This window comes from Silvibacterium dinghuense (assembly GCF_004123295.1).
GTDB classification, from domain to species: Bacteria; Acidobacteriota; Terriglobia; order Terriglobales; family Acidobacteriaceae; genus Silvibacterium; species Silvibacterium dinghuense.
The window spans coordinates 1025631-1052081 of the sequence record NZ_SDMK01000002.1 but is presented as its reverse complement, the minus strand read 5'-3'; the positions used below and the strand labels follow the sequence as shown (position 1 = coordinate 1052081).

The 26451-nt window shown below is 59.5% G+C and carries 16 protein-coding genes; 13 read left to right on the top strand and 3 right to left on the bottom strand.

The genetic code is table 11. The annotated features are described in order from the left end of the window. Positions 1–6 precede the first annotated feature (6 nt). The 7 genes from ESZ00_RS13580 (at position 7) to ESZ00_RS13550 (ending at position 8784) form a co-directional block, all read left to right on the top strand. A complete protein-coding gene (locus ESZ00_RS13580; RefSeq protein ID WP_164981512.1) occupies positions 7–3426 on the top strand; it encodes a TonB-dependent receptor in 3420 nt (1139 codons plus the stop codon). 204 nt (positions 3427–3630) lie between these two features. Then, a complete protein-coding gene (locus ESZ00_RS13575; protein WP_129208784.1) occupies positions 3631–4017 on the top strand; it encodes a response regulator in 387 nt (128 codons plus the stop codon). Positions 4018–4209: 192 nt separating this feature from the next. After that, positions 4210–6282, top strand: coding sequence for a heme lyase CcmF/NrfE family subunit (locus ESZ00_RS13570; RefSeq protein WP_129208783.1), 2073 nt, complete (start codon positions 4210–4212; stop codon positions 6280–6282). Further along, positions 6282–6758: a cytochrome c-type biogenesis protein CcmH gene (locus ESZ00_RS13565; protein ID WP_129208782.1), complete on the top strand. Its 477-nt coding sequence runs from the start codon at positions 6282–6284 to the stop codon at positions 6756–6758. Before ESZ00_RS13570 ends, ESZ00_RS13565 begins: the two co-directional genes overlap by 1 nt. Further along, positions 6755–7027: a hypothetical protein gene (locus ESZ00_RS13560; RefSeq protein ID WP_129208781.1), complete on the top strand. Its 273-nt coding sequence runs from the start codon at positions 6755–6757 to the stop codon at positions 7025–7027. The genes ESZ00_RS13565 and ESZ00_RS13560 overlap by 4 nt, the downstream gene beginning before the upstream one ends. A gap of 14 nt (positions 7028–7041) precedes the next feature. Beyond that, on the top strand, positions 7042–8316 hold the full coding sequence (locus tag ESZ00_RS13555; RefSeq protein WP_229741273.1) for a carboxypeptidase-like regulatory domain-containing protein: 1275 nt from the start codon (positions 7042–7044) through the stop codon (positions 8314–8316). A 39-nt stretch (positions 8317–8355) separates the two neighbouring features. Continuing rightward, the gene (locus ESZ00_RS13550) at positions 8356–8784 is read left to right on the top strand and encodes a DoxX family membrane protein (RefSeq protein ID WP_129208780.1); all 429 of its coding nucleotides are present in this window, start codon (positions 8356–8358) and stop codon (positions 8782–8784) included. Positions 8785–8810: 26 nt separating this feature from the next. On the opposite strand, the gene ESZ00_RS13545 is transcribed toward ESZ00_RS13550, so the two are convergent. Continuing rightward, complete coding sequence (locus ESZ00_RS13545) at positions 8811–9290, bottom strand: L,D-transpeptidase family protein (RefSeq protein ID WP_268235307.1); 480 nt, start codon at positions 9288–9290, stop codon at positions 8811–8813. A 68-nt stretch (positions 9291–9358) separates the two neighbouring features. Continuing rightward, positions 9359–11455: an alpha/beta hydrolase family protein gene (locus ESZ00_RS13540; RefSeq protein WP_129208778.1), complete on the bottom strand. Its 2097-nt coding sequence runs from the start codon at positions 11453–11455 to the stop codon at positions 9359–9361. A gap of 38 nt (positions 11456–11493) precedes the next feature. Here ESZ00_RS13540 and ESZ00_RS13535 point away from each other — a divergent pair, with 38 nt between their 5' ends. From ESZ00_RS13535 to ESZ00_RS13525, 3 genes are all read left to right on the top strand, one after another. Then, on the top strand, positions 11494–12918 hold the full coding sequence (locus ESZ00_RS13535) for an MATE family efflux transporter (protein WP_129208777.1): 1425 nt from the start codon (positions 11494–11496) through the stop codon (positions 12916–12918). Between the two features lie 158 nt (positions 12919–13076). Further along, positions 13077–13769 (top strand): HAD-IA family hydrolase, encoded by a 693-nt coding sequence (locus ESZ00_RS13530; protein WP_129208776.1) that lies wholly within the window; start codon positions 13077–13079, stop codon positions 13767–13769. A 352-nt stretch (positions 13770–14121) separates the two neighbouring features. Beyond that, positions 14122–16671, top strand: a complete 2550-nt coding sequence (locus tag ESZ00_RS13525) for a TonB-dependent receptor (RefSeq protein ID WP_129208775.1) — start codon at positions 14122–14124, stop codon at positions 16669–16671. Between the two features lie 88 nt (positions 16672–16759). Here ESZ00_RS13525 and ESZ00_RS13520 read toward each other — a convergent pair whose 3' ends face one another. Then, on the bottom strand, positions 16760–19537 hold the full coding sequence (locus ESZ00_RS13520) for a glycoside hydrolase family 31 protein (RefSeq protein ID WP_229741271.1): 2778 nt from the start codon (positions 19535–19537) through the stop codon (positions 16760–16762). 168 nt (positions 19538–19705) lie between these two features. Here ESZ00_RS13520 and ESZ00_RS13515 point away from each other — a divergent pair, with 168 nt between their 5' ends. The 3 genes from ESZ00_RS13515 (at position 19706) to ESZ00_RS13505 (ending at position 26441) form a co-directional block, all read left to right on the top strand. Continuing rightward, positions 19706–22045 (top strand): GH92 family glycosyl hydrolase, encoded by a 2340-nt coding sequence (locus ESZ00_RS13515; RefSeq protein ID WP_164981510.1) that lies wholly within the window; start codon positions 19706–19708, stop codon positions 22043–22045. Positions 22046–22106: 61 nt separating this feature from the next. Beyond that, complete coding sequence (uvrB, locus tag ESZ00_RS13510; protein WP_188590870.1) at positions 22107–24101, top strand: excinuclease ABC subunit UvrB; 1995 nt, start codon at positions 22107–22109, stop codon at positions 24099–24101. Between the two features lie 240 nt (positions 24102–24341). Continuing rightward, on the top strand, positions 24342–26441 hold the full coding sequence (locus ESZ00_RS13505) for a DUF6600 domain-containing protein (RefSeq protein WP_129208773.1): 2100 nt from the start codon (positions 24342–24344) through the stop codon (positions 26439–26441). The last annotated feature ends 10 nt before the right edge of the window (positions 26442–26451 follow it).

Sequence of the window (26451 nt, the reverse complement as noted above, 5' to 3'; positions counted from 1 at the left end):
AAAGGTATGACAATTGCAATGTCCTCTGGCATGAAGATCTGCCCGCAACGCTCTTTGAAAGCTGTCTTTACTCTCGCAGTCGCTCTGCTGATGGGAATGGTGCTTGCACCGGCAAGCCTTTTCGCGCAGACCGGGACCACCGGCGCGCTGGTAGGTGTGGTTGCTGATACCTCCGGGGCGGTTGTCCCAGGTGCCTCGGTTACCGTGCGCGATACCGCAACCGGCGCGACCCTCACCGTGACCACGAACGAACAGGGACGTTTCTCCGCTCCGCTGCTCAAGCCCTCGAGCTATGAGATCAGCGCCAAGTACACGGGGCTTGCCTCTGGAAAGACCATTGTGGCGGTCACAATTGGACAGACAGCGACCTCGGATCTGACGGTCAGTCCGGCCGGTGAGAACACGACGGTGACGGTTTCGGCGCAGGCGGCGCAGCTGACGGATACTCAGTCGCCGGCTCTGATTACTACCTTCACCGAGCAGCAGGTACAGAACCTGCCGGCTCCGGGCGGTGACATTACGACGGTGGCTTTCACCGTCCCCGGCGTTGCGGTAAATGCGGGCGGTTCTTACGGTAACTTCAGCGCCGATGGCCTTCCGGGCACTTCGAACCTTTATGTGCTGAACGGCTTTGACGACCAGGATCCCTTCCTGAATCTGAACAACTCCGGCTCTTCGAATCTGTCGCTTGGTCAGGGCGAGATCAGCGAGGCCAGCGTGGTGCTGAACGGCTACAGCGCGCAATATGGACGTGCTGCCGGCGCCATTCTGAACTACACAACGAAGTCGGGCTCTAACCGCTTCCACGGTATGCTCAACTACTTCTATAACGGCGATGTGCTGAACGCGAATGACTGGTTCCGCAACTATGCCGGGGAAGGCCGCCAGAAGGCGGTGTCGAACGAATGGGCAGCGAACGTGGGCGGCCCAATCATCAAGGACAAGCTCTTCTTCTTCGCGGACTACGAAGGCCTGCACTACGTGCTGCCCGCATCGGGATATGCTGTTTTCCCGACCACCGCATTCCAGAACTACATGCTGGCCAATGTGCCTTCCGATGCGCTTCCGATGTACGAGCAGGCCTTTGCCCTGTACAACGCTTCGCCCTCGGCGAAGAACGCTGTTGCGGTGACTACGGGCAGCGGTCCTCTGCAGGACTCGAGTGGAGCTCTTGGCTGCGGCAATTTCGCCGGTACGGGTGATTTTGGCACGACAGTTTCGTGCGAGAACGCAGCGGTTGGTTCGGCCTCGGCGACCAATAAGGAATATCTCTTTACCGCACGCGTCGACTGGAACATCAGCGATCGTCAGAAGCTGTTTGGCCGTTTCAAGATGGATCGCGGCACCCAGCCGACCTATACCAGCTTTGTGAGCCCGGATTTCGATACGATCTCGTCGCAGCCCGCGTACGAAGGCCAGCTGAATGACACCATCTCCTTCAATCCACACCTGACGAATCAGTTCATCTTTGCTGCAAACTGGTATACCGCCTACTTTGGTCCCTCCAACCTGTCGCAGTCGCTCTCCGAGTTCCCGACATACTGGGGTTTCTCTGACGGCGCGATCAATGCCGGATCTGCCTTCGGTTCGCTGGGTGTGCCGTACTACTTCCCGCAGGGCCGTAATGTGACACAGTACCAGTTTGTGGATGATCTGACTTGGACGAAGGGTGCGCACACCTTCCGCTTCGGTTATGACTTCCGCCGCGATGACCTCTCCGACTATGACGCGCAGGAACTGACGAACGGATACTACGATTTCTTGTCGCTGACGAACCTCGCGCAGGGACAGCTGTCCTACGGCAGCAATCAGTCCTACTACATCCAGAATTTCCCTCAGAAGTCGACGGCCTATCTGGCGCTCTACAACCTGGGTGCGTATTTGCAGGATGAGTGGCAGGCGACGCCGCGGTTGCATACCACTTTGGGCATTCGCTTCGATCGCACCGGCAATCCGCTGTGCAATAACAACTGCTTTGCCAGCTATAACGGCACCTTCCCGGGCAGCTCGACCGATGGCGCATACAACCAGGCTATCAATAGCGGTTTATCGCATGCGTTTGCAAGCATCGAGTCGGTCGTTCCCCAGCCGCGATTCGGCTTTAACTATGATGTGAACGGCGATGGCCGCACGGTGGTGCGCGGCGGTGTCGGCCTGTTCAGCGATCTGCCGGCGGCAACCTTCCTTGACGGCTTCGCGCAGAATTTCCCGTCGCTGTATGAGGCAACGGTAACCTCCGGTGATGTGGCTCCTTCCACTTCGACGACGAGTGCGGGCTACTACGCGGCTCAGTCGAACTCTCTGCTGCAGTCAGGTTTCAGCAGCGGGCAGACGGCGGCACAGATGACCGCTGCTCTGGCGGCGATTGGAGTTCCGTTCTCTCCCCCGAGCTTTAACGTGGCACCGCAGCATTGGCGTAACCCGAAGTACCTGGAGTGGAACCTGCAGGTGCAGCGTCAGGTTGGTCGGTATGACGCGGTAATCGTCAGCTACGTGGGTAACGAGGGTTATGACGAGATTATCCAGAACCCGCTAGTGAATGCTTCTTCGTCCACCGGCTTCGGGGGACTACCGACCTCGGCTCCGGATGCTCGTTTCAATGCTGTGAACCAGTATCTGAACGAAGCGAACTCGAACTACAACGGCGGTTCGGTTACCTGGAAGCATATCGATTCGCATGGGCTCTCGCTCAACCTGACTTATCTGTACAGCCACGCGCTGGACGACGTATCGAACGGCGGCCTGGGTGAGTATTACAATCTCCAGTCCATCAACGAGATGGTGTCGCCGTACAGCGTCTCTCATCTCAATTATTCGAATGCAGATTACGATTATCGGCATAACTTCACGGCGGACTATGTCTATCAGATGCCGCGCTTCAAGGGCCGCAGCTTCCTGATTAACTCGGTGGCCGGAGGGTGGTTGTTCTCGGGCAAGACCTATTGGCGCACGGGATCTCCGTTCTCAATCGTGGACAGCTCATTGGTCGCGGGTGACTTTTACCCGGTGTCCGGTGAAGACCAGGTGCTCGCGGCGGCAGTGCCGGGCGCGGTGCTGAACCATAATTGCAACGGCAACGGCATCGTAACGCCTTGTCTATCTGTCTCGCAGTTCGAGACGGCATCGACACAGACAGGCTTCGGCAATGTCCGTCGTAATTCTTTCTATGGCCCGCACTATGCCGATTCGGACTGGACGCTCAGCAAGAAGTTTATTAATGCCGAAGCGTACAGCCTGCAGATTGGTGCATCGGGCTTCAATGTCTTCAATCACCCGAACTTCTCCAACCCTGCAAATGACGTGGGCGCCGGCAGCATCGGCAGCAGCGGCAGCATCGTGGCGCCTCCGACCAGCCCCTACGGCTCGTTCCAGTCGGCGGGTGTCGGCGGACGCGTCCTGCAGGTGTTTGGCAAGGTTAACTTCTAATTTTTCAATAACAAACACTAAAGGGGCAGCCAATTCGGCTGTCCCTTTTCTTTGACGGGCAATGTTCTTTTCAGCTCTGACAAGGAAGCGGGTATATCTTCCGGACACTGCTGGCAACCCCAGCAAAACGAATAGCATCCTTTATCGACAAGGTGTAGAACAGTAGAGGTCATACCTGTTCAGCCTGGGAAGTCATCGCAGCGCATGAGTTCAGCAGAAGTCCTAATTGTGGATGACAATGCCGTCCAGTCGGCGACTCGCAAGGCGATCCTGGAACGAGCAGGACGGGTAGTCGCAGTTGCTTCAGGCGCTGCCCAGGCGCTTGGAATGCTCGAGGCAGAGGAGTTCCGTTCCTCTTTGTCTCTGGTCATCACCGACCACTGCATGCCGGGCATGATGGGCCCGGAATTCGTGCATGCATTGCGCGAACGGGGCATCGGAATTCCCGTCGTTGTGCTCAGTGGCATGACGGATGCGGAAAACGATTACGCCGGTCTGAATGTTACTTATCGGATCAAGCCTTTTCCCCCGGATATGCTGATCGCCCTGGTCACATCCCTGCTCGATACCCCTTATCGGCAATCGGCCTAAGTAAGTTTTCGTAGAACCGCTCCTTGAGCTGACACACCGTCTCCCTTTCTATCGATACAGCTACATTGACCGCGAGCAGCAGAGCGCCCAAATCCCATGTAGCGGTATGACTGCGCCGAAGGCGCGAGTGTCGGGACGGCCAGTCCTCGTTGCTGAGGCGGAGTGCGGTCTGAGACAATGAGTGGTCCACTCATGCCTACATTCGGCAGCTTCGCCCTTCTGCTTGCCCTCGCGCTGAGTGCTTATAACCTGCTGGCCGGTGCGGTTGCGCTGCGACAGCTGGCTACAGGCACACGTGCACGCGTTACCCCGGAACGGCTGGCCGAGACGGCTCGGCGTGCGGGGATTGGCACCTTTTTCGCAACCACGGCAGCCGCCGTTGCGCTGGTGTGGGCTGCGTTCACCAACGACTTTTCCGTCTCCTACATCCTGCACCATTCGAACCGCGCATTGCCGGCTCCCTATAAGTTTGCCGCGCTGTGGTCCGGGCAGGAGGGATCGCTGCTGTTGTGGGCCTGGCTGCTGGCGGCTTACGGCTTTGTGCTGCGTATCCGCCACAAGGTAGACGTGAAGCTGACGGCGTACGCCTCGACGATTCTCGCGGGCGTGCAGGTCTTCTTCCTGCTGCTGATCAACTTTGCCGCGCCGCCCTTTTCGCTGGTGACCGGCAACGTGCCGCAGGACGGCTTCGGCTTGAACCCACTGCTGCAGTATCCGGAGATGGTGATTCATCCGCCGATGCTCTATCTCGGCTATGTGGGCTTTGCTGTGCCGTTTGCCTTTGCATTGGGCGCGTTGATGATGCGCTATCCGGGTGAGAAGTGGATCCACATCACGCGGCGCTGGACGATGGTGACATGGCTCTTCCTCACCTGCGGTATATTCCTGGGCGCGCATTGGGCCTATGCGGTGCTGGGCTGGGGCGGCTACTGGGGATGGGACCCGGTCGAGAATGCCTCGCTGATGCCATGGCTTACGGGCACTGCTTTTCTGCATTCGGTGATGATGCAGGAGAAGCGCGGCATGATGAAGACCTGGAATGTGTGGCTCATCTTCTCCACCTTCCTGCTGGCGATCCTGGGGACTCTGCTCACGCGTTCGGGGTTGGTGAGCTCAGTTCATGCCTTTGCGCAGTCGTCGATCGGGAACTGGTTCTGGGCCTTCCTGGTGATCGTGCTGGCGGTGTGCCTCTTCACCTATATCCTGAACCGCGATCATCTGAAGACGGAGAACAAGCTGGAGTCGCTGGTGTCGCGCGAGTCGAGCTTCCTCTTCAACAACCTCGTACTGCTGGCCGCCTGCTTCACGGTGCTGTGGGGCACGCTGTTTCCGGTGCTTTCCGAGTATGTGCAGGGCAATCGCGTAACCGTGAGTGCGCCGTTCTATAACCGCGTCGCGGTACCGATTGGCATTTTCCTGCTGTTTCTCACCGGCATCGGACCTCTGCTGGCGTGGCGCAACTCCTCGTTCAAGAGCATCCGCAAGAACTTTGTTCTGCCGGTGATTGCGGCGCTGGTGATGGCGGTGGTCGTCATCTCCTGCGGAGTACATCCGTGGGAAATCTTCACCACGGATCAGCAGGGTTCGTTCTATGCCTTCTTTGCCTTCACCATCGGCGCTATGGTGGTGACGGCAATCGCCTCGGAGTTTCTGCGTGGCGCGCGTGTGATCGCACGGCATACGGGCTCGAATCTGTTTGCGGCGATGGTGCAGCTGACGCGGCGCAATACGCGGCGCTACGGTGGCTACATCGTGCACTTCGGCGTCGTGGTGATCTTCATCGGCATCTCAGGGCAGGCATTCAACCTGTCGCGTGAGCAGGAACTGACCTACAAGCAGAACATCTATATCGGTCCGTATCGCCTCGAATGCGAGAGCTTCTCGCAAGATACGAATCCGAACTATGACAGCGAATACGCGCTGCTGGATGTCTATCACGGCGATAAGAAGCTCTTCCAGGTGTCACCGGAGAAACGGTTCTACTCGGCAAGCCAGCAGCCGTCGACGATCGTAGCGAACCATTCGACGCTGGCCTGGGATCTCTACGTGATCTACGAGGCCAAGAATCCGGATACGGGGAACCCGATCATCAAAGTGTTCCTCAATCCGCTTGTGGCATGGATCTGGATCGGCGTGGGAATCATCGTCTTTGGGACAGCCGTGGCGCTGATGCCGAATATGACGGCAGCCTTTGCGTCGAACCGCGTCAAAGCAGTTGCTTCTGATTCAGTAGCCAGCGCAGTGCCTGCTTCGGGAGGCGATTGATGCGTGCGGTTACTACGATCCGGCGCCGTGCAGGCGCTGCGGTGCTGGTTGCCGTGCTCGCGGTGCTCACCATGGGAGCGGCGGATAATGGCTCGCGGTTGAATGATCTGGGCCACAAGATGATGTGCGCCTGTGGCTGCGGGCAGGTCCTGATCGAGTGCAATCATTTCGGCTGCCCGGACTCGGGACCGATGCTCGAAGAGTTGCGTGCCGATATTCGGCGTGGCGATGGCGATACGGCCATCCTGTCGGCATTCCAGGCTAAGTATGGACCTACGATCCTTGCAGCGCCCATGTTCACGCGATTCAATATGCTGGCGTGGATCATGCCGCCGCTGCTTCTGCTGCTGGGGATGGGCGGGACGGTGGTGCTGATCCGACGGTGGCGCAGGCGTGCAGCAATGAAGCCGGTTCCTGTGCGGACCGAGCAGTTCGAGGGCATCCGTGAACGGGTGCGGCGGGAGACCGAGTTATGATCCTGTTGGCGTGTGGCCTGCTGCTGGCAGGCGTGCTGGGGTACGTGTTTTATCCGGAACGGAATGTGGCCGCGCAACGGCAGAAGACGCGCCTCGAGTATCTGCGCGAGCGCAAGGACGTGCTCTACGAGAACCTGCGTGATCTGAACTTCGAGTACCGCTCGGGCAAGTTCGTGGAAGAGGACTATGCGGCGCAACAGGCTGTGCTTGAGAATGAGGCGGCCGAGGTGATCGCCGAGATGGAAGTGCTGGAAGCGCAGGCTCGATAAGAATGAGGGGGAAAATGAAGGCTTTCCTGGGCGTGCAGCATACAGCTGCGCTGGCGGTGGTGTTCTTTGCCGGGATGACGGCTTCTGCCGCAACTGTAACCGGTATGGTGACAGATAAGACGACCAACAAGCCTGCAGCGGGCGACGACGTGGTCCTGATCGGCTTCGGGCAGGGGATGCAGGAGGCCGGGCGAACGAAGACGGACGGCACCGGTCACTACAGCATCGATGTGCCGGACAATGGGATGCACCTGATCCGCGTGGATCACCAGAAAGCCAATTACTTTGAGCCGGTGCAGCCGGGCAAAACCGTCGTGGATGTGGATGTCTATGACGTGGAGCCGAAGGTGGAAGGTGTGAGCACCGAGGCGGATGTGATGCGGATTGAAGCTGGTCCGCAAGGCATGCAGGTGGTAGAGAGTTATTTTGTGAAGAACGAGTCGAAGCCGCCGCGGACGCAATTCGGTAAGGATGCGTATCCCATCACGCTGCCGGCGGAAGCGAAGATTCAGTCTTCGGCGGCAATGGGGCCGCAGGGTATGCCGGTGGCGTCCTCGCCCATGCCCACAGGAGAGCCCGGAAACTATGCCTTTGTCTTTCCGGTAAGGCCGGGAGAAACGCGCTTCCAGGTAGGCTATACGATTCCGTACAGCGGCAGTTACAAATTCACGCCGAAGCCGGCCCTGCCGACAGCAAATTTTGCTGTGATCCTGCCCAAGACGATGAAGTTCGATGGCGGCACGATATTTACGGCAGCCGACGTGGAGCAGGGAGCGCAGACATATCTCGCGCGTGGTCTTAAGCAGGGCCAGACGCTGGCATTTACGGTATCCGGCGAAGGCGTGATGCCGCGTGAAGCGCAGCAGCAGGACGGCAGCGATGCTAATGGCCAGCAGTCTGCATCGCCAGAGGCCGATACGAGGCCGGGCGGTGGGATGAGCGCGCCGATCGACACGCCCGATCCGCTGCAGAAATATAAGTGGTGGATACTGAGCGGCCTGGGACTGTTGCTGGTGATGGCGGCGGCGTTCTTTCTGCGTGGGAAGCCGGCAGATGCTCCGGTGTTGGGAGAGCCCTCGCCGCTGGTGCCTACACCCATGCCTGCCGCAGGAGTAAAGCCTGCTGCCGGTGTCGCCGATCCGCTGCTGGCGAGCCTAAAGGAGGAGCTGTTCGCACTCGAGACGGAACGGCTCGCTGGACGCTTATCCGAGGCCGAATACCAGGAGCAGAAAGCCGCGCTCGAAGTGGTGCTGAAGCGTGCACTGGCACGGGCTTCGGCGGTAGTCTAGCTCGCCGCTCGCGGCATTGTGATCCAGGAGACAGGAAGCATGGCCAGAGAGAAGGGAATTGCTGACGAGAAGCTGGCTTATGGACTGCTCCGTGCGCTTGCCGGCTTAAACCTGCTGATGCACGGGGCGAGCCGCATTCTTGGCGGTGCCTCTGCGTTTAGTGGAAAGATGCAGGCGGAGTTTGCGCACAGCGTGCTTCCACCTGTCTTGACGCAGCTTTTCTTCTCCGTGTTGCCGCCGGTGGAGATGATCCTTGGCGCGCTGCTGCTGATCGGCTTGCGCACGCGTGCCACGCTGGTGGCGGCCATGGTATGGATGATGGTGCTGACCTTCGGTTCTTCGCTCATTCAGGACTGGCAGGCCGCATCCATCCAGCTTCTCTATGGGCTGGTATATGCGGCGCTGCTGGGTCTGCGGCGGTTCGATGGGCTCTCTATAGATGCGTGGATGCGGCGGAGTCGGGAATAAGATGTGCCAGCCAGTCCTGTCTGTGGCTAAGGTTCGATATCCACCGGAGTCCCCGTGGGAACCAGCTTCCAGACTTCATCCATCTCATCGTTGGTTACGGCGATGCAGCCATCGGTCCAGTCGATGTCATGCTGTAGCGAGCCCAGCCACGCGAATTGCTTTCTCACGCCATGGATCAGGATGGCATCTCCCGGATCGACACCGGCTTCACGGGCATGCTGCTGGTCGGCTGCATTCGGATAGGAGACGTGCAGCGCTAGGTGGAACCGGCTCTGTGCGTTCTTCTGATCGATCACATAGTGCCCTAATGGCGTCTTATGGTCCCCTCGCCGCTCTTTGTTACCGCTTGCCCGGCCGAGAGCGACGCGATAGGTTCTGAGCAGCTTTCCCTGGGTCATCAGAACCATCTGGTGCTGCGATTTCAGAATTACGATGTGGTCAGCCTGCTCTCCCGCAGGGAGCGGCTGTGTGTGGTGCGAACAAGCTGTCACCGCTAAAAGGCACATCAGAGCCAGCAGAGATGACAGGATGCGTCTTGCGTGTAGAACAGCGTTGCTTTGCATGCAGGGGGATTTCATTCTCCAAACGCGGTCTTGAAAAACTTCACGATGCGCTGGCGGCCATCGAAGCCATGCCAGGGTTCGGGGCTGGGGTTGCCGAAGATGCCGTTGGCGAGCGGTCCATGGTTCTCGCGCGGGTATTGCACCATATCGACGGGTACCCCCATCTGGCGGAGAGCGCGGTACATCTCCTGGCTCTGGCCAAGTGGGTCTGTCGTATCTGCTTCGCCCTGCAGCAGCAGGAACGGTGTCTTGGCATGGGAGACGCCTGAGAGCGGGCTCTGCCGCCAGGCGTCGGCCTCGTGCTCCCACGGCTTGCCGTAGAACCAGCGGTCGTACCAGGAGCCGGATTCGGTGCCGTACTCGCTGTTCTGGTCGATGACCGGCGCACCGCTGACAATAGCCTTGAAGCGTGTCGTCTTGCCTTCGACAAAGCCGGCCATCTCGCCGCCATAGCTGTAGCCCATCAAAGCCATGCGCGAGGTATCGAGCGGATAGCGGGCAAGCACGGTATCGACACCGCTCATAATGTCGCGATAGTCGGCGCCTCCAAGGTCGTTCTTATTCGCAGCAGCGAAGGCGGCTCCGTAGCCTGTGGAGCCGCGGGGGTTGGTGCGGAAGACAGCCCATCCCTGGCCGAGTAGAAACTCGATGAGCGGGTAGTAGGCATCTTCAAAGGCGCCGGTGGGGCCGCCGTGAACATCGACGATGAGCGGGACCTTCCTGTTCGCAGCCTCTGGCGGCAGATAGAGGAGTCCCTCCATGGTCAGGCCCTCATTCTTCCAGCTTACGAGCTGCGATTGTACCTGTGGCCAGGCAGCCGGCATGAGCGTGGGCGCGTTGAGTGCGTGCGCGCTGCGACTCAGTTTTTCAGCGTAAAAGAGGGTCATGGGTTGTGTGCTGGAAGAGCCCAGCCAGACCCAGCCATTGCGGCGGTCATTGGTGTCGAGATTTGTCACCGTGGCAGTGTCGAATTTGACCGGCTCCTGCTTGTCGGCCGGTGAGTCGGGGTTGAGGCGAAGGACGCCGATGCGGGTGCCGGTCTGGACGGGAACGAGGAGTCGGCTGTCATCCTGAATCGGCAACTGGTGAGCGAGGCTGCCGCTGTAGCCGCCGGTAAGGTTTTTGATGGAACTGTCGTCAAAGCTGTAACTGTAAAGATCGCTGTAGCCCGGAGGGGCGTCGGCAGCGGATTGCGCCATAAAGTAGAGATGCTTGCCGTCGTCGGACCAGATAGCTCCTTCCACCGTGGCGGGAAGCTGGGTGAGCTTACGAGGATGATCGGGGTCGCCGGTAGAGACGAGCCATGAGGACGCATCGGGGCCAAGGTCGCCGGCGTTGTTCATGCCGCGGGCCACGGCCAGGATGCGGTCGGACTGGCGGGCCCAGGCTACAGAGTCGACATCGGGCGCAACGGAGACGGGTGTGAGCTTGCCGCTTTCGGGATCGAGAAGATAGAGACGCGAGCCATGAGGATCGTGATCGACCCATACAGCGTCAGCCTTGTCATCGTGCGCTTTTTTCTCGCCAGGCGTTTCCGGATCGTGCGCAAGAATGGCGATCCAGCGGCCGTCGGGTGACGGGCTGTAGTTTTCCACGTCGAGGGGAATCTGCTCAGGCTTATCGGCGGTATCGGGCTTTGCGGCATCCGTCTTGGCGGGCGGAATAGCGTCCGGCAGCTTCGAGGTGTCGACAGTCGGCGTGATCTTGAGGTCGTAGGCGCGGGCCTCGCCACCTTCCATGGAAAGACGATAGAGTTGCGTGTGCTCGCCGCGATGCGCAAGGAAGAGGATGGAGTCGCCGTCCGGCATCCACTGGCCGTTGTTCTCGCCGCGCTTCTCTCCGGCCGGGGTGAAGGTGAGCTGGCGGGCGGTGTTCTGCTTGATGTCGACCAGCCAGAGGTGGCTGCGGGCGCCATCGGCGGTGGAGTCGGTGACGGTGAGGAGCACGCTGCGGCCGTCGGGCGAGAGGCGCGGCTGGGCCATGCTGCGGGTGTGACGCAGTTCTTCGTTTGTGGGGAAGTGGAGACCCTGCGGCGGTGCTTGCGCCGCGGCCGGAAGCACGAGTCCACAAGCAGAGAGAAAGAGCCCGAGAGAAAAGCGTGTCACCATGGGCTACAGCATATCTTGGAGAGACAGGAAATCGGGCTATGAATCCTTCGCAGGACAACATATCCACAACCGCGCCTTCCACTGGAGTCTGGGCCGCGGTGCGCGAGGCGTTGCGGGGATCGCACCAGGACTTTACGGCAGGCAGTCTGAACCGCGCCATTTTGCTGCTGGCAATTCCGATGGTGCTGGAGATGGTCCTCGAATCGCTGTTTGCGGTGGTGGATGTCTTCTGGGTTGGGCGGCTGGGTGCCAATGCCGTGGCCACGGTGGGCATGACAGAGTCGATGCTGGCGCTGGTCTTTGCCGTGGGCATGGGGCTTTCTCTGTCAACCGGAGCGATGGTCGCGCGGCGCATCGGCGAGAAAGATCCTGAAGACGCGGCGATCTCGGGTGTGCAGGCAATTGCGCTGGGGCTTCTGGTCTCGCTGGCGATGGGTATTCCAGCAGGGATCTATGCGCCGAAGCTGCTGGCGCTGCTGGGGGCTTCCCCTGCGATTGTGGCCATCGGTTCTGGATATGCGCGGATCGCGCTGGGTGGTTGCGGGGCGATCATCCTGCTCTTTCTGAATAACGCCATCTTCCGCGGCGCCGGCGATGCGGCGATCGCGATGCGTCTCCTGTGGGTTTCGAACATCCTGAACCTGATCCTCGATCCTCTGCTGATCTTTGGTATCGGGCCGTTCCATGGCTTGGGTGTGACGGGGGCTGCGCTGGCGACCTTTACTGGACGAAGCATCGGCGTGCTGTATCAGTTCTATCGGCTGTTAAAAGGCACCGAGCGGATTCATGTGCTGGCACGGCATCTTCGGATCAATGCAGGAGTGTTGTGGCGGCTGCTGCGTGTTTCGTTGACTGGCATGCTGCAGTTCACGATCGCGAATGCGAGCTGGATCGGCCTGGTGCGGATTATCGCGCTCTTTGGCGCGGCAGCGGTGGCGGGGTATACCGTTGCCATCCGCATCGTGATCTTCTTCATCCTGCCCTCGTGGGGTCTGAGCAATGCCGCGGCAACGCTGGTAGGGCAGAACCTTGGCGCCAGACATCCGGACCGCGCCGAGCAGGCTGTGTGGCGGACAGGCTTATACAACATGGTGTTCCTCGGCGTAATTGGACTGTTCTTTATCGTATTTGCGGCACCGGTGGTGCGGCTGTTTGTGAACGATCCGGCGGTCGTGCCACTGGCGGCGATGTCCCTGCGCATCATGAGCTGTGGCAACATCGCTTACGCGTATGGCATGGTGATGCTCCAGGCTTTCAATGGGGCAGGGGATACCGTGACGCCGACCATCGTGAACTTCTTCGGCTTCTGGGTGCTGGAACTGCCTCTGGGCTGGTGGCTGGCCACGCACACGCGTATGCACTCGCAGGGGGCGATTCTCTCCATCGTGATTGCGGAAGCGGCGATGGCGGCAGCGAGCATGGTGCTGTTTCGTGGGGGGCGCTGGAAGAAGCAACAGATTTAGTCCCTAACAGGCTCTAGCTGCTGTGAGCAGGGCGGATCGCCTGGCCTCTGCTTCCTCCGGTTGCGAGCTGAGGTTTGCGCGCTCTCTGGGCAACGAACCAGCTGGATGCCCCAGGCCTCGCATTCTCCAGATAGGGGGCTCCCGTCTACACTCAAAACATGCTGGAGATTCGGAATGCGCTGCCTGCAGAGCAGATCCGCCTGATTGTGTTCGATCTGGACGGGACGCTCATCGATTCGAAGAAAGACCTTGCTACCTCTGTCAATGCGATGCTGGCACAGTTGGGTCGGCAGGAGTTGCCGGAAGAGATCATCGCGACCTATATCGGGGATGGCGCCGGGATGCTGGTGCGTCGCGCCCTGGGCGATCCGGACGACGAGGCTCTGGTCGAAGACGGGTTGCGGCGTTTTCTTGACTACTACCGCGAGCACAAGTTGGATCACACCTATGTCTACGACGGTGTTTTTGCCTCTCTCGAAGAACTGAAGACAATGCCGGAAGGTTCACCGCGCAGAATGGCGGTGCTGACCAACAAGCCGGTCAATCCGGCGGTTGCCATCTGCGAGGCGCTCGGCCTGAGCCCATATTTTTTCCAGATCTACGGCGGGAACAGCTTTGCGACGAAGAAGCCTGATCCTGAAGGATTGCGCACCCTGATTGCCGAGGCCGGTGTGAAGCCGCAGGAAACACTGATGATTGGCGACTCCGATGTGGATATATTGACGGCGCGGCGCGCCGGGGCATGGGCGCTGGGTTGCAGGTTTGGGCTCTCGTCACATACATTGGAATCCATCCCCTCTGATTGCCTGGTCGATGCGGCATCAGAATGGACCGTAGCCCTTCAGCATTAAAAGCTCGCCCCAACCCCCTGGTACGACGAGAGGCGCGCGCATAGTAGTTTGCCGGGCCGCAGGATTTTTGGAGCGCCAACCGAAAGATCCAATTCCATAGCTAACCGCTGCATGCGCATCTGCGTTTGCGGATACATGTCATGTTGTCGATGCCTGCTCATTTTCTGTGTGGTATCGGCAGTAATGGAAACGATTCCAGTCGGGGTGAGATTTCACCCTGCTTTTACTCCTACTGCCTGAGGTTGCCGTGAGTCGTCAGACGATAGTTCTTCTCCTTTTGCTCTCTTCTTCTGCCATTGCCCAGACTCGAAACCCCGTTCTAGCAGCGGCCGCTGCAGCTGCAAATCAGCCGATGATTTCCGGTACCGTAGCCGACTCTTCGGGCGCGATCATTCCCGGGGCTGAGATCGACCTGACCGATGCGACGGGCGCGACTGTGGTCAAGACAACGACCGACGCCTCGGGTGCCTTTCAGGTGAAAGCTCCGCGCGCGGGAAATTACAACGTGCAGGTGAGTATCAATGGTTTTCAGCCGGCGACAAAGACCGTGACCGTAACCAGCAGCGCAACGCCTGCCGCGCCCGTCAGCTTCACCCTCGCTGTCGCGGAAGCGGTGCAGCAGGTGACGGTGAATGCCGGATCGCAGGTGGATCTGACGTCCTCGGATAGCAATGGCAACACTTCGGTGATGTCGGCCAGTGATATGAAGGATTTGCCCATCTTCGACAACGATTACGTTACGGCGATGAGTTCTTTTCTCGACGGCGGCTCAGAGGGGACATCGGGCTCGGGGCTGATGGTGGATGGCATGGAGGCCAACCGCGCTCTCGTGTCGCCCTCGGCGGTGCAGGAGGTGCGCATCAACCAGGATCCATATTCTGCGCAGTATTTCTGGCCGGGCCGCGGACAGATTGACATCATCACCAAGCAGGCCGCCGATGCCTACCACGGTGAGTTCAACTTCACCTTCCGTGATTCGGCGATGAATGCGCAGGAGGACTTCTCGCCGAGTAAGCCCTATGAGCAGCGGCAGATCTATGAGGGCAGCCTGACTGGACCGGTGGCGCATTCGAAGTCGACCATGTTCCTGTTCTCTCTGAACCGCGCGGTGGAAGATCTGACTGCCGTGGTGAACGCGACGGTGGCCCCGACGGCGGAGAATCCTGATGGTGTATACAACGAGAATGTACCGGCGCCGACGACGGATACGGAGTTCTCCATCAAGATCGGGCACCAGTTCACCGACAGCCACAGCGCATCGGTGATGTATTCGTTCCAGAACGCGCACAACACGAACTCAGGCGTCGGCAACCAGACCTTGCCCGAGGCCGGATACGATACGCAGACGCGTGAAGACGACCTGACCCTCCATGACAACTACATCGTCTCCGGCTCCATGCTGAATGAGGCATCGCTGGCGCTCGAGCGCAGCTATGACCCGGTAAAGGATGTGCAGGAAGGCCCGATGCTGGTGGTGAGTGGTAACTACACCGGCGGCAGCGCCCAGGCCGATCAGTTGAACACCGAATACAATCTGCGCGCCAATGAGATGCTGACCTGGACTGTAGGCCCGCACACGCTCAAGTTCGGTGTGAATGTGCCGCATTTCGGTCGCCGTGTGCGCGACGACATGACGAACGAGGATGGTACCTATACTTTCAGCCCGACGTATGCGGCGGATGGTTCGGTGATCGCAACGTCAATCGAGAACCAGCAGGCCGGCGTACCTTCCGGCTTCAGCATGGCGAACGGGCAGACACGCTTCGTCTATCACCAGCAGGAAGTTGGCGCGTTCGTGCAGGACCAGATCAAGCTGAAACCCTGGTTTTCGGTGACCCCGGGACTTCGCTATGACTGGCAGACCTTCCCTGGAGATACGAATAACTTCTCTCCGCGTATCTCGTTCGCCTGGGTGTGGGATCAGAAACACGAGATGGTGCTGCGCGGCGGTGCTGGCGTCTACTTCGATCGCAGCGGATCGGGTCCGCTTATCGACCTCGCACGCTACCAGGATGCGAAGCGGCGGCTGATGGAACTCTCGTCGAACCAGGAGACGCTCTGCTATCCCATTACAAATTGCATCGATACAGCGACGCTCCCGGTCTCGTATGTGGAACTACAGCAGGGCATCCGTACGCCATATGATGTGGAGTACGGCCTGACGCTGGAGCGCAAGGTCGGCGAGAAGGGTGTGGTCTCGGTTGGTGGCCGTATCAGCCGCTGGACGGGACTGTATCGCTCGATCGATGAGAACGCGCCGTTGGGGCCGGACTATACGACACGGCCCAATCCCAACATCTCGCAGTTGAGGCAGATCCAGTCCGAGGGCAAACAGATCGGTTCGGCGCTGGACATCAACTATCGTGGCCGCTTCAACAAGCGCTTTACTGGTTTTGCGTGGTACACGCTGGCCAACAGCGGCAACAACACCGACGGCATCTCGTGGTTCCCGGAGAATCAGCGCGATCCTGAAGCGGAATGGGGCCCATCCTCGTGGGAGCAGCGCAATAAGTTCGGCGTGTATGGAGCCATCAATCCGCAGCATCTGCTGAACCTGGGCGTCGGCGTCTTTGCGAACAGCGGCAAGCCGTGGTCGATTCTCACTGGAACGGATGCGTACGGTACCGACCTCTTCAATGCCCGGCCGGATGGTGTGCCGCGCAACTCGGAGATCGGACCGGACTACGCAGACGTGGATCTGCGCTGGGGCTACGACTTCAAGCTGCAGCCAAAGGAAGTGGATAAGAGCCCGACGCTGGGTTTCTCAGTGTCGTCCTTCGATGTGCTGAACCATCCGAATGGTTCGTACGTGGATACGACAGAGGGCAGCACGGACTTCGGTCAGGTAACAAGTGCGTATGCTCCGCGGCGTACGCAGCTCGCCATGCGCTTCCAGTTCTAAAGCGCACGAAACCTCTATCAACAAAAAGCGGAGCGCCCTTGGGCCCTCCGCATTTTGTTTGCTGCCAGGGTTGTGTTGTCCGTTTCGATTACTGGGCTGGCTTGCCGTCATTCAGGAGTGCGAGCGCGCGGTTCAGAGCGGCTTTGTAGCGGCGGGCGCGCTCGATGTTGGTGTCAGCTCCTTTGTCCTGCATGAGCTGTTTTGCGAGCTGATCGTCGGGAATGTTTGCCGCAGTCACTTTCGCATGGAGTTCGTCCATCGCCTGCGCATAGACGCCGGAGAAGCGGGTGAGCTCGTTGCGTGCATCCTGCGGATGGTAGTGCATGCGGTCGCCTGTCTGCAGCGCATCGATTAGCGGATCGGACGACCAGGTGAAGGGCCACATGGAGTTCAGCGCATCATAAGCGGCCCGCAAACGGGTAATGGAGCCGGGGAAGCCATCGAGTTTGCTGCGTGAAGCAAGCGAGCCAGGCGCACGATGGATTTCGACACGCAGTGGCGAGTGCACCGACTGGCTGGGCACGCGGATCGTGGTAGTCAGCCTGTTGCCATCGTAGGTCCATCCCGACTCGCCATCATGCTGAGCGATATCTGTGCCATTGACGGTTACAGAATCCGGCGGCCAGTCGAGCGGCAGACGAATTTCGTAGCCGCGCGATTCGAGCATGCCGGGATACTGGCCTTCGGCCGGGGAGACTTCGACGGTCAGGGTGTCGCCGGACTGGCTTGCGGTGAGCGGAGTCCAGGTGCAGACACCGCTCTTGTATGCCTCGGAATCGCTGGCGTCTTCATAGAGGCGATACGTGGACTTCTGCCCGTCATCGAGCGGATAGACATTCACGATGAGCGGATCCACCGGCTTCGCTCCGGTGTGCAGCATGGGCGGCTGCATGGGAAGGATCGCGCCGGCGCGGATGTAGACCGGAATCTGATCGAGCGAGAAGTTGCGATCGACAAGCTGCGGGCCAGTAAAGTGCTTGCCGGTGTCGCGTTCTACCCACTCTCCATCCGGAATCCAGATTTTCTCGTGTGCAAGTTGCGTGGAAGCGTCCATCTGCGTGACGACAGGCTGCACGATCATCTGGCTGCCGAAGGCATACTCACTGCGTTGCGAGTAGGCTGCGTCAGCTTCCGGCCAGTCGTAGTAAAGCGGATGAACGAAGGCGAGGCCCGTGTCATAGGTGCGGCGCGCTTCGGTGTAAATGTAAGGCTGGAGCGCGTAACGCATCTGGAAGGCATTGCGCATGACATCGGCATAAGTGGCCGGATAAGCCCAGATGCGGCGTTCGGAGTCCGGATTCTTCGTCGTATGCGTGCGCAGGATGGGGCTGAAGGCGCCGAACTGCACCCAGCGGGTAAAGAGTTCGGGTTCGACAGCGCCAGGCATGTGGCCGCCGATGTCGTGGCTCCAGTAGGCATAGCCGACATTGGCGGCGGTCGCGGTGAACCAGGGCTGGAAGGCGAGGGATGGCCACACGGAGACCGTGTCGCCGGAGAAGCCGATCTGATAGCGATGGTTGCCGAGCCCACCCCAGCGGTGGAAGAGCAGAGGACGCTTGCCTTCGCGTTCCTGGTCGGTGAAGTGAACGTAGTTAAGCCACCACGTATTGTTCACACCGGGGAGATTCGAGTCGAGCTCCTGCTGCCAGTCGAGCCACCAGAAGTTTACGCCTTCTTTCTCCAGCGGATGGTGCAGCAGGTTCATGTAATTCAGCGCGAATCTCTTATTGGAGATATCGAAGGGCACGTATTTATGTGTGGCCGGATCGATGCCCATGGCGCGCGCCATCGCCGGGTAGGCGTCTTCCCATGGCTGCACGCCGGAAGCCGGATGCAGATTGAGCGTAACCTTCAGACCTTCCTTGTGGATATGGTCGAGAAACGCTTTGGGATCGGGGAAGAGCAGCGGATTCCATGTGTATCCCGACCAGCCGAGATCATGGCCGGACTGGTCTTCCTCATGCTTGGCCTCGAGTTGCCGCTTGTTGAGGTGCCAATCCATATCGATGACCAATACATCGAGCGGCACATCGTTCTCGCGGAAACCGCGGACAAGGTTCTCGAGCTCCTGGTCGCTGTATGCCCAGTAGCGTGACCACCATGCACCGAAGGCAAAACGAGGCGGCAGGGGAATCCGTCCAGCGACGGTTACATAATCCTGAAGCGCCTGCTTGTAATCGTGGCCGTAGCCAAAGAAGTAGAGATCGGTGCGGTCGCCCGCAGGGCGCACCATGACCCAGGGCCATTCACTGTTTTCGCCCTTCGCAAAGGTGAAGTCGTCGGAATCGAAAAGTGGCCGCTTGGAGTCGTCGACAACAGACCATCCATTGCGTGAGACAAGGCCCTGGCCGATAGGCTCGCGGGTTTTGTCACCGAGAGCGCCGTCGAGGGTGCGTGTGGTGCCGAGCAGGTTGCCGCTGTCTTCAAGGCCAGGATGCCAGGTGACAGGTTTGCCGTCGAGTTGAAGCGTGACGGTGAGATTGTCCGCAGTGAAGCCGCCGCTTCCAGAGCCGTCATAGACCAGCGTGAGGCTGTGGGTGATGAGAGTGAGTTTCTTGCCGGAGCGCTTCACGGAAAATTCTGGAACAGGGAGGCGGCGATTGAGAAAAACGAAGGAAGGGTGATCTTCGAATTTGTCGTCGGCTGCATACTCCATGCGGATGAGCTGCGGAGTGAGAACGGTGAAGCGCGTGTGTCCAAAGCGGACGATGGCTTTGGGGTCGGCAATGGGGCTATAGGAGGCTTCGGGTGCTGTGGTGATCGCGGACTGCGACGATTGGGCCAGAGCAGCAGGTGCGGCGGCAGCGAACGGCAGCACGGAGACGGCAGCAAGGCAGAGAGGGAGCAGGCGTGGCATCGGGGGCATAGCGCAGTCAGAATAACGGTTGCAGGGATAGAAGAGCGAATACAAAAGAGGGTTTCCGTATCTGCTGAGGAAACGTTACCATAGCTGCGCAGAGCGCACGGCGGAAATACCGGGCTGCAACGTTGCCGTGCTCGAAAGCAGGGAATGTCCGTTCCAGAGGAGTCATGCATGCCGGTCCATTGTTCTGTCCTGGGGTTGTTCCGTGTGAGGTCGATAGGGATTCTTACGCTTGCTCTTACGCCATTGATCGCTGTGGGCACGGTTGCATACGCGTCAGCCGGGAATGACGCGCAGGCCGATGGGCCGGCGCAGAAGGTTAATCCCTTTGTTGGAACCGGCAAGGGGCCGGGCGACAGTGAGAATCTGTTTCCGGGAGCGGTGATGCCGTTCGGCATGGCACAGTTCAGTCCTGACACGGAAGATCACGGGCTCGGCTACCACTATTATCAGGACACGATCAAAGGATTCAGCATGACCCACATGAGTGGCGTGGGCTGCTCCAATGAGGGCGAGGTTTTCGTTACGGCGACCACCGGCCCGGTCTCGACACAGGAAGCCAATTTTGAATCGCCTTATTCGCATGATCAGGAGAAGGCTGCCCCTGGCTACTATCAGGTCCGTCTGCTGCGCCAGGACGTGAACGCGGAGCTGACCGCGACAGATCGCACGGGCATGGTGCGCTTTACTTTTCCAGCGGGCAAAGCCGCGAATGTTCTGGTGCCCATCAGCCACACGCTGAATCACACGACGGGCGCAGAGATTCGGGTTGTAGGCGATCGCGAGATGGAGGGTTTCGTGGAAAACGAAGCCTTCTGCGGCGTGAAGCAGACATACAAGATTTATTTTGTGATCCGCTTCGACCGCAGCGTCGGGAGCTCCGGGACATGGAATGGTGTCCCAGACCACGCGGTTGCTCCGGAAGAAAGCGGCCGTTCGGCTACACAGACAGCTCCCGGCCGGTGGATCGGAGCCTATGCCTCGTGGCCGGCGTCGAACCAGCAACAGACGGTGACGGCGCAGATCGGAATCTCGTATGTCGATCTTGCAGGCGCGCGGAACAATCTCAAGACAGAGGCTGAGGGAAAGAGCTTCGAGCAGATTCGTGCAAGCGCCGAGTCCGCATGGAACAAGGCGCTGAGTGTGATCGAAGTCTCCGGCGGATCGGAGACGAATACACGGGTCTTTTATACGGGGCTCTATCACAGTCTGTTGATGCCGAGCGTTCTGAGCGATGTGGATGGGCGTTATATCGGCTTCGACAACGTAATTCATCAAGTAAAGGCCGGCCATCTGCTCTACGGAAATTTCTCCGGATGGGATATTTATCGCAGCCAGATGCCGTTGTTGGCATTGATCGAGCCGAAGCGTGTGGAGGATATGGCGGAGTCGGTCGCGCTGATGTATCGGCAGGGCGGATGGATCGATCGCTGGCCACAGATCAACGCCTATACGAACATCATGGCCGGCAGTCCTCTGAGCGTGATCGTGAGCACGGCGTGGCTCGATGGGTTGCATGATTTCGATATCGACACAGCATGGAAGGGTATGTGGCTCGATGCAACGCAGCCTGCTCCCGAAGGCAAGCCATATCAGGGACAGATCGGCATGCAGTGGATCAACACGCTGCATTATGTGCCCAACGACAAGGTGGAGTATGGCTCGGTGTCGCAGATCCAGGAGGACGCGATCGCGTATGCCTCGCTGTATCGTCTGGCGAAGGCGCTGGGCAAGACGGACGACGCGAAGACGATGTATGACCGCGCACTGTACTACCGGAACGTCTTCAATCCTGAGAACCTCTACTTCCAGCCTCGCAATGCGGATGGAAGCTGGGTGCCGAACTTCGATCCGGTGCAGAACGGCAAAGGTTTCATTGAGGGCTCAGGCTGGCACTACCAGTGGTTCGCCCCTGCGGACATGGCCTGGCTGGTGAAGGCTATGGGGCAGGATCTCTTCAACCAGCGCCTGACTGCGTTCTTCGACTACAAGACGCCGGGCTGGTACGGCCAGTACTACAACCCCTATAACGAAACGGATCTGCAGGCACCCTTTGAGTTCAACTTCTCCGGACAGCCATGGGAGACGCAGCGCGTGGTGCGGCGTGTGCTCAAGGAGAACTATCCGGATACGCCGGATGGCATTCCCGGCAACGACGACTGTGGAGAGATGTCGTCCTGGGCGGTGATGAGCATGATGGGCTTCTACTCGGTCGATCCTGCGAGTCTCGCCTATGAGTTGACCAGCCCGGTATTTCCCAAGGTTGTCATCCACCTGCAGGCGCCGTACAAGGGCAAGATATTCACGATCGAGACCTCGCCCAATCCGGAGAGCACGCCATATATCCAGGGTGTGAGGCTGAACGGAGCGGCGCACGCGAAGAACTGGATCACCTTCCAGAACATGAGCGATGGAGGCCGCCTGCAGTTTGTCCTGGGCACGGAACCTGACAAGTCATGGGGGGCCGCGCCGCAGGATGCACCGCCGTCGGTGAGCGAGGAGCAGCCATAACGCAGTGGAATGATGCTGGAGCAAGCGTCGGCGACGCTTGCTCCAGCATCCATATACCATCATGAGTGTGGACTTCGAACTGGTAAGCGAATATATGCCGCGCGGTGACCAGGCGCGGGCAATTCCGGAGCTGGTCTCGGGCGTGAACTCGGGCGAGCAGCATCAGGTGCTGCTCGGTGTCACGGGTTCGGGCAAGACCTACTCCATGGCCAAGGTCATCGAGGAGCTGAACCGCCCCGCGCTGGTGTTGGCGCATAACAAGACGCTGGCCGCTCAGCTCTATCACGAGTTCAAGCAGTTCTTCCCGAACAACGCGGTCGAATACTTCGTTTCCTACTACGATTACTACCAGCCGGAGGCCTACATCCCTTCGGGCGACCTGTATATCGAGAAGGAAGCGACGATCAATGAGGAGCTGGATAAGCTGCGCCTTTCCGCTACCCGCTCGCTTTTCGAGCGCCGCGATGTGGTGATCGTTTCGTCGGTCTCCTGCATCTATGGCCTTGGCTCCCCGGAAGCCTACTACGGCATGCTGCTGCTGCTCGAAAAAGGGCAGAAAATCCGGCGTGATGATATCGTGCGGCGTCTGGTGGAGATTCTCTACGAGCGCAACGATGCCGACTTCCGGCGCGGCACCTTTCGTGTCCGCGGAGACGTGATCGAGGTCTATCCAACCTACGATGAGATGGCCTATCGCATTGAGCTCTTCGGGGATGAGATCGACACACTTTCGCAGATCGATCCGCTCTTCGGCACGGTGAAGCAGAAGTATGCGCGGCTGCCGATCTATCCCAAGAGCCATTACGTCGTACAGCCAGATCGCAAGCGGACGGCGATGGATTCGATCCTCGACGAGCTGGGCTGGTGGGAGAAAGAACTCGAAGGGCAGGGTCGGCTGGTGGAGTCGCAGCGTATTCACCAGCGTACGCGCTTCGATCTGGAGATGATCAAGTCCGTCGGCTACTGTCACGGCATCGAGAACTACTCGCGGCATTTTTCCGGACGCCTGCCGGGCGAGCCCCCACCGACGCTACTCGACTATTTCCCGCAGGATTATCTGCTGTTCATCGACGAGTCGCACGTAACGGTGCCGCAGCTTCATGGCATGTGGCATGGTGACCGTTCGCGCAAGCAGAATCTCGTCGATTACGGGTTCCGTCTTCCTTCGGCGACAGACAATCGGCCGCTGAAGTTCGAGGAGTTTGAGGGACGCATCAACCAGGTGATTTATGTTTCTGCGACGCCGGGAGCCTATGAGCTAACGAAGAGCGCGGGTGTCGTGGTGGAGCAAATCATTCGGCCTACGGGACTGATCGATCCGGAAGTCGAGATCCGGCCGATCCGTGGGCAGATCGACGATCTGCTGGCGGAGATCAGGGATCGCGCCGCCAAAAACGAGCGCGTGCTGGTTACGACGCTGACCAAGCGCATGGCCGAAGACCTCGCCGGGTACTACTCCGAGGTCGGCGTGAAGTGCCGCTACATGCACTCCGAGATTGAGACGCTCGAGCGCGTGCGGCTGCTGCGCGATCTGCGCAAGGGCGAGTACGACGTCCTGATCGGGATTAACCTGCTGCGCGAAGGACTGGATCTGCCGGAGGTTTCGCTGGTGGCGATCCTCGATGCGGACAAGGAAGGTTTCCTGCGTTCGAGCGGATCGCTGATCCAGACCATCGGCCGTGCAGCACGGCACATCAACGGACGCGCGATTCTTTACGCCGATCGCATCACCGATTCGATGAAGCAGGCGATGGATGAGACCAGCCGCCGGCGCGAGGTGCAGCGGGCTTACAACGAGGAGCACGGAATTACACCGAAGTCTGTGTCTCGCTCGGCAGATATGTCGCTGGCTGCGATTCTGAAGGCAGACTATGCGGACCTGACGGATGAATCCGAATCGATGCCCGAGTTCGCATCGCAGGCGGAACTGGATGCGCACATCGGAAAGCTTGAGAGCGACATGCGCGAGGCAGCGAAAAAGTTCGAGTTCGAGAAGGCCGCAAAACTTCGCGATACCATCAAAGAGCTGCGGACAAAAGAGTTTCTCTTCAGTTAAAAGCTGGCACAACAGGCGGACGTACTGTTGTTCTTTGGAGCTTCAGTATGTCCGCTTTTCATTTTTCCTTTCAGTGCGTGAGTACGTAGAATTTGCCGCTTGCCGTGTCTTTTCTTCCATGACAACTTCCTCATCTATGTGGGTTAAAGTGCAGTGATGGTTCGTGCCTCGCGAGCTCTCTCCGCTGCTTATCGCGCAGGCTTTGGATGAACGGCTGTACTCTACGGAGAAAACCCACGTATGAAGAGTTTGAAAACGATACCAGCGGTAGCCGCCATCATGGCGGCAGCCGCGCTGTTATGGATTCCTGCGCTGCAGGCGCAGGACATGGACCCGCCGGCACGTGTGGCGAGGATTGGATATCTGCAGGGCGCAGTATCTTTGCAGCCGTCAGGTGTGGATACCTGGAATGCCGCACCGCCGAACTATCCGATGGTCAGTGGTGACCGTCTCTATACAGATCAGGGCTCGCGGGCGATCATCCAGCTTGGGGCTTCGGATGTGAGGATGTGGGGCGGCACGGATGTGACGCTTACCAACCTTACCGATAACTATGAGCAGATTGGTCTGGCCTCGGGTTCGGTGCGCGTGCGCGTCTTTGCCATCGATCCGCAGAATGTGATCGAGGTCGATACTCCGAATGGCGCGGTCATCATCGAGCAGCCAGGCGACTATCGCATCAACGCCTATGGTCCTGATGCTTCGCTGGTCGCGGTGAATGCAGGCGCGGTGCAGGTTGCTGCTCCGGGAGTGAATCAGGAGGTTGTGCAGGGACAGGCCGTTCAGCTTTACGGCACAAATCCGGTAGAGCTGGGTCTTGTCGAGATGCCGGGCTTCGATGATCTTGACCGTTGGTCGATTGATCGCGACCACCACATCCTCAACTCGATCTCTGCGCGCTATGTGAGCCGCGAGATGCCGGGGTATGACGATCTGGATGACAACGGTAACTGGTCGGTGACCCCGGATTATGGACCGGTATGGTATCCGACGGGCGTGGCCGTGGGCTGGCAGCCGTATACCGTGGGCCACTGGGCGTATGTAGCGCCATGGGGCTATACCTGGGTCGATGACACCTCGTGGGGGTATGCGCCCTTCCACTATGGCCGCTGGGCTGTGATCGGCGGCCGCTGGGGCTGGGTGCCGGGACCGCCGGCAGTGCGGCCTGTCTACTCACCGGCACTGGTGGCTTTTGTCGGCGGCGGTCCGGGCTTCTCAATCGGGATCAGCATCGGTGGTGGTGGCGGTGGTGTGGCCGCGTGGTTCCCGCTGGGTGTCGCTGAGCCGTATGTGCCCTGGTATCACTGCTCGCCGCACTATGTGCAGAACGTCAACGTGACCAACGTCAATGTGACGGTCATCAGGAACACGACCATCATCAACAACTACAACACCTTCATCACCAACACGCGTACCGTCAATAACGTCAACCAGATCAACGTGACGAACGTGAATTATGTGAACCGTCAGCGTGTCGTGGCTGTGCCGGCCAACAACTTCGCCGGTGGCGGACGCGTGCAGCCGGTGCGACTGAACCAGGCGCAGGTGCAGCAGATCTCGCGTGCGCCGATCATGGTGGCGAAGTCTCCGGCTCCGGCCCCGCAGCGTCCTCTGCTGCAGGCTCGTCCGGCGGCAGCGGTAGCGCGGCCCGTGGCTCGTCCGGCGCTGATGACGCCGCATGGCCAGGTGATCGCGACGCCCGTGGCGAATCGCCCTGCAGCGCGGCCTGTATCCCTCCCCAAGCCGCAGCCGGCAACGGCGATCAAGCCCGCGGCGCGGCCTATTGCTCCGAACCTGAAGCCGGCCTCGCCTGGCGCGAATGCGCGTCCTGCAGCGCCGGTGAACAATAATGCCCGTCCAGTCGCTCCGGCGGCAGGAAACAATGCCCGTCCTGCGGCTCCGGAGAATAACGCTCGTCCGGCTGCACCGGGGAACGCTGCTCGTCCCACTACGCCTGCCGGCAATCAGGCACGGCCTGAAGCCCCAACCAATGGAAATGCTCGTCCCGCAACACCGGCCGAGAATACCCGTCCGGCTCAGCAACAGGCTCGTCCAGCGCAGCAGGCAACCCGTCCTGAAACGCAGACGGCGCGTCCCGAAACCCAGGCACGCCCTGCAACTTCGGAGGCGCGCCCGGCACCGCAACAGGCTCGTCCCACGCCTGCTCGTCCGGAGCAGCAGGCTGCCAAGCCGGAAGCGCGGCAGGGCCAGCAGCCCCAGGCGCGTCCACAGCAGAAGCAGCCTCTGACAAAGGAGCAGCAGGAGGCGGAGAAGAAGCGGCAGCAAGAGCAAAAGCAGGAAGAGCAGAAGAAAGAAGAGCAGGAGAAACAGCCGCAGTAGAAATGCGGCA

Excerpts from the sequence above, each read along its gene's own strand:
- ESZ00_RS13580 (WP_164981512.1), top strand. The coding sequence starts at position 7 with ATGACAATTGCAATGTCCTCTGGCATGAAGATCTGCCCGCAACGCTCT.
- ESZ00_RS13575 (WP_129208784.1), top strand. The coding sequence starts at position 3,631 with ATGAGTTCAGCAGAAGTCCTAATTGTGGATGACAATGCCGTCCAGTCG.
- ESZ00_RS13570 (WP_129208783.1), top strand. The coding sequence starts at position 4,210 with ATGCCTACATTCGGCAGCTTCGCCCTTCTGCTTGCCCTCGCGCTGAGT.
- ESZ00_RS13565 (WP_129208782.1), top strand. The coding sequence starts at position 6,282 with ATGCGTGCGGTTACTACGATCCGGCGCCGTGCAGGCGCTGCGGTGCTG.
- ESZ00_RS13560 (WP_129208781.1), top strand. The coding sequence starts at position 6,755 with ATGATCCTGTTGGCGTGTGGCCTGCTGCTGGCAGGCGTGCTGGGGTAC.
- ESZ00_RS13555 (WP_229741273.1), top strand. The coding sequence starts at position 7,042 with ATGAAGGCTTTCCTGGGCGTGCAGCATACAGCTGCGCTGGCGGTGGTG.
- ESZ00_RS13550 (WP_129208780.1), top strand. The coding sequence starts at position 8,356 with ATGGCCAGAGAGAAGGGAATTGCTGACGAGAAGCTGGCTTATGGACTG.
- ESZ00_RS13545 (WP_268235307.1), bottom strand. The coding sequence starts at position 9,290 with ATGTGCCTTTTAGCGGTGACAGCTTGTTCGCACCACACACAGCCGCTC.
- ESZ00_RS13540 (WP_129208778.1), bottom strand. The coding sequence starts at position 11,455 with ATGGTGACACGCTTTTCTCTCGGGCTCTTTCTCTCTGCTTGTGGACTC.
- ESZ00_RS13535 (WP_129208777.1), top strand. The coding sequence starts at position 11,494 with ATGAATCCTTCGCAGGACAACATATCCACAACCGCGCCTTCCACTGGA.
- ESZ00_RS13530 (WP_129208776.1), top strand. The coding sequence starts at position 13,077 with ATGCTGGAGATTCGGAATGCGCTGCCTGCAGAGCAGATCCGCCTGATT.
- ESZ00_RS13525 (WP_129208775.1), top strand. The coding sequence starts at position 14,122 with ATGATTTCCGGTACCGTAGCCGACTCTTCGGGCGCGATCATTCCCGGG.
- ESZ00_RS13520 (WP_229741271.1), bottom strand. The coding sequence starts at position 19,537 with ATGCCCCCGATGCCACGCCTGCTCCCTCTCTGCCTTGCTGCCGTCTCC.
- ESZ00_RS13515 (WP_164981510.1), top strand. The coding sequence starts at position 19,706 with ATGCCGGTCCATTGTTCTGTCCTGGGGTTGTTCCGTGTGAGGTCGATA.
- uvrB (WP_188590870.1), top strand. The coding sequence starts at position 22,107 with ATGAGTGTGGACTTCGAACTGGTAAGCGAATATATGCCGCGCGGTGAC.
- ESZ00_RS13505 (WP_129208773.1), top strand. The coding sequence starts at position 24,342 with ATGAAGAGTTTGAAAACGATACCAGCGGTAGCCGCCATCATGGCGGCA.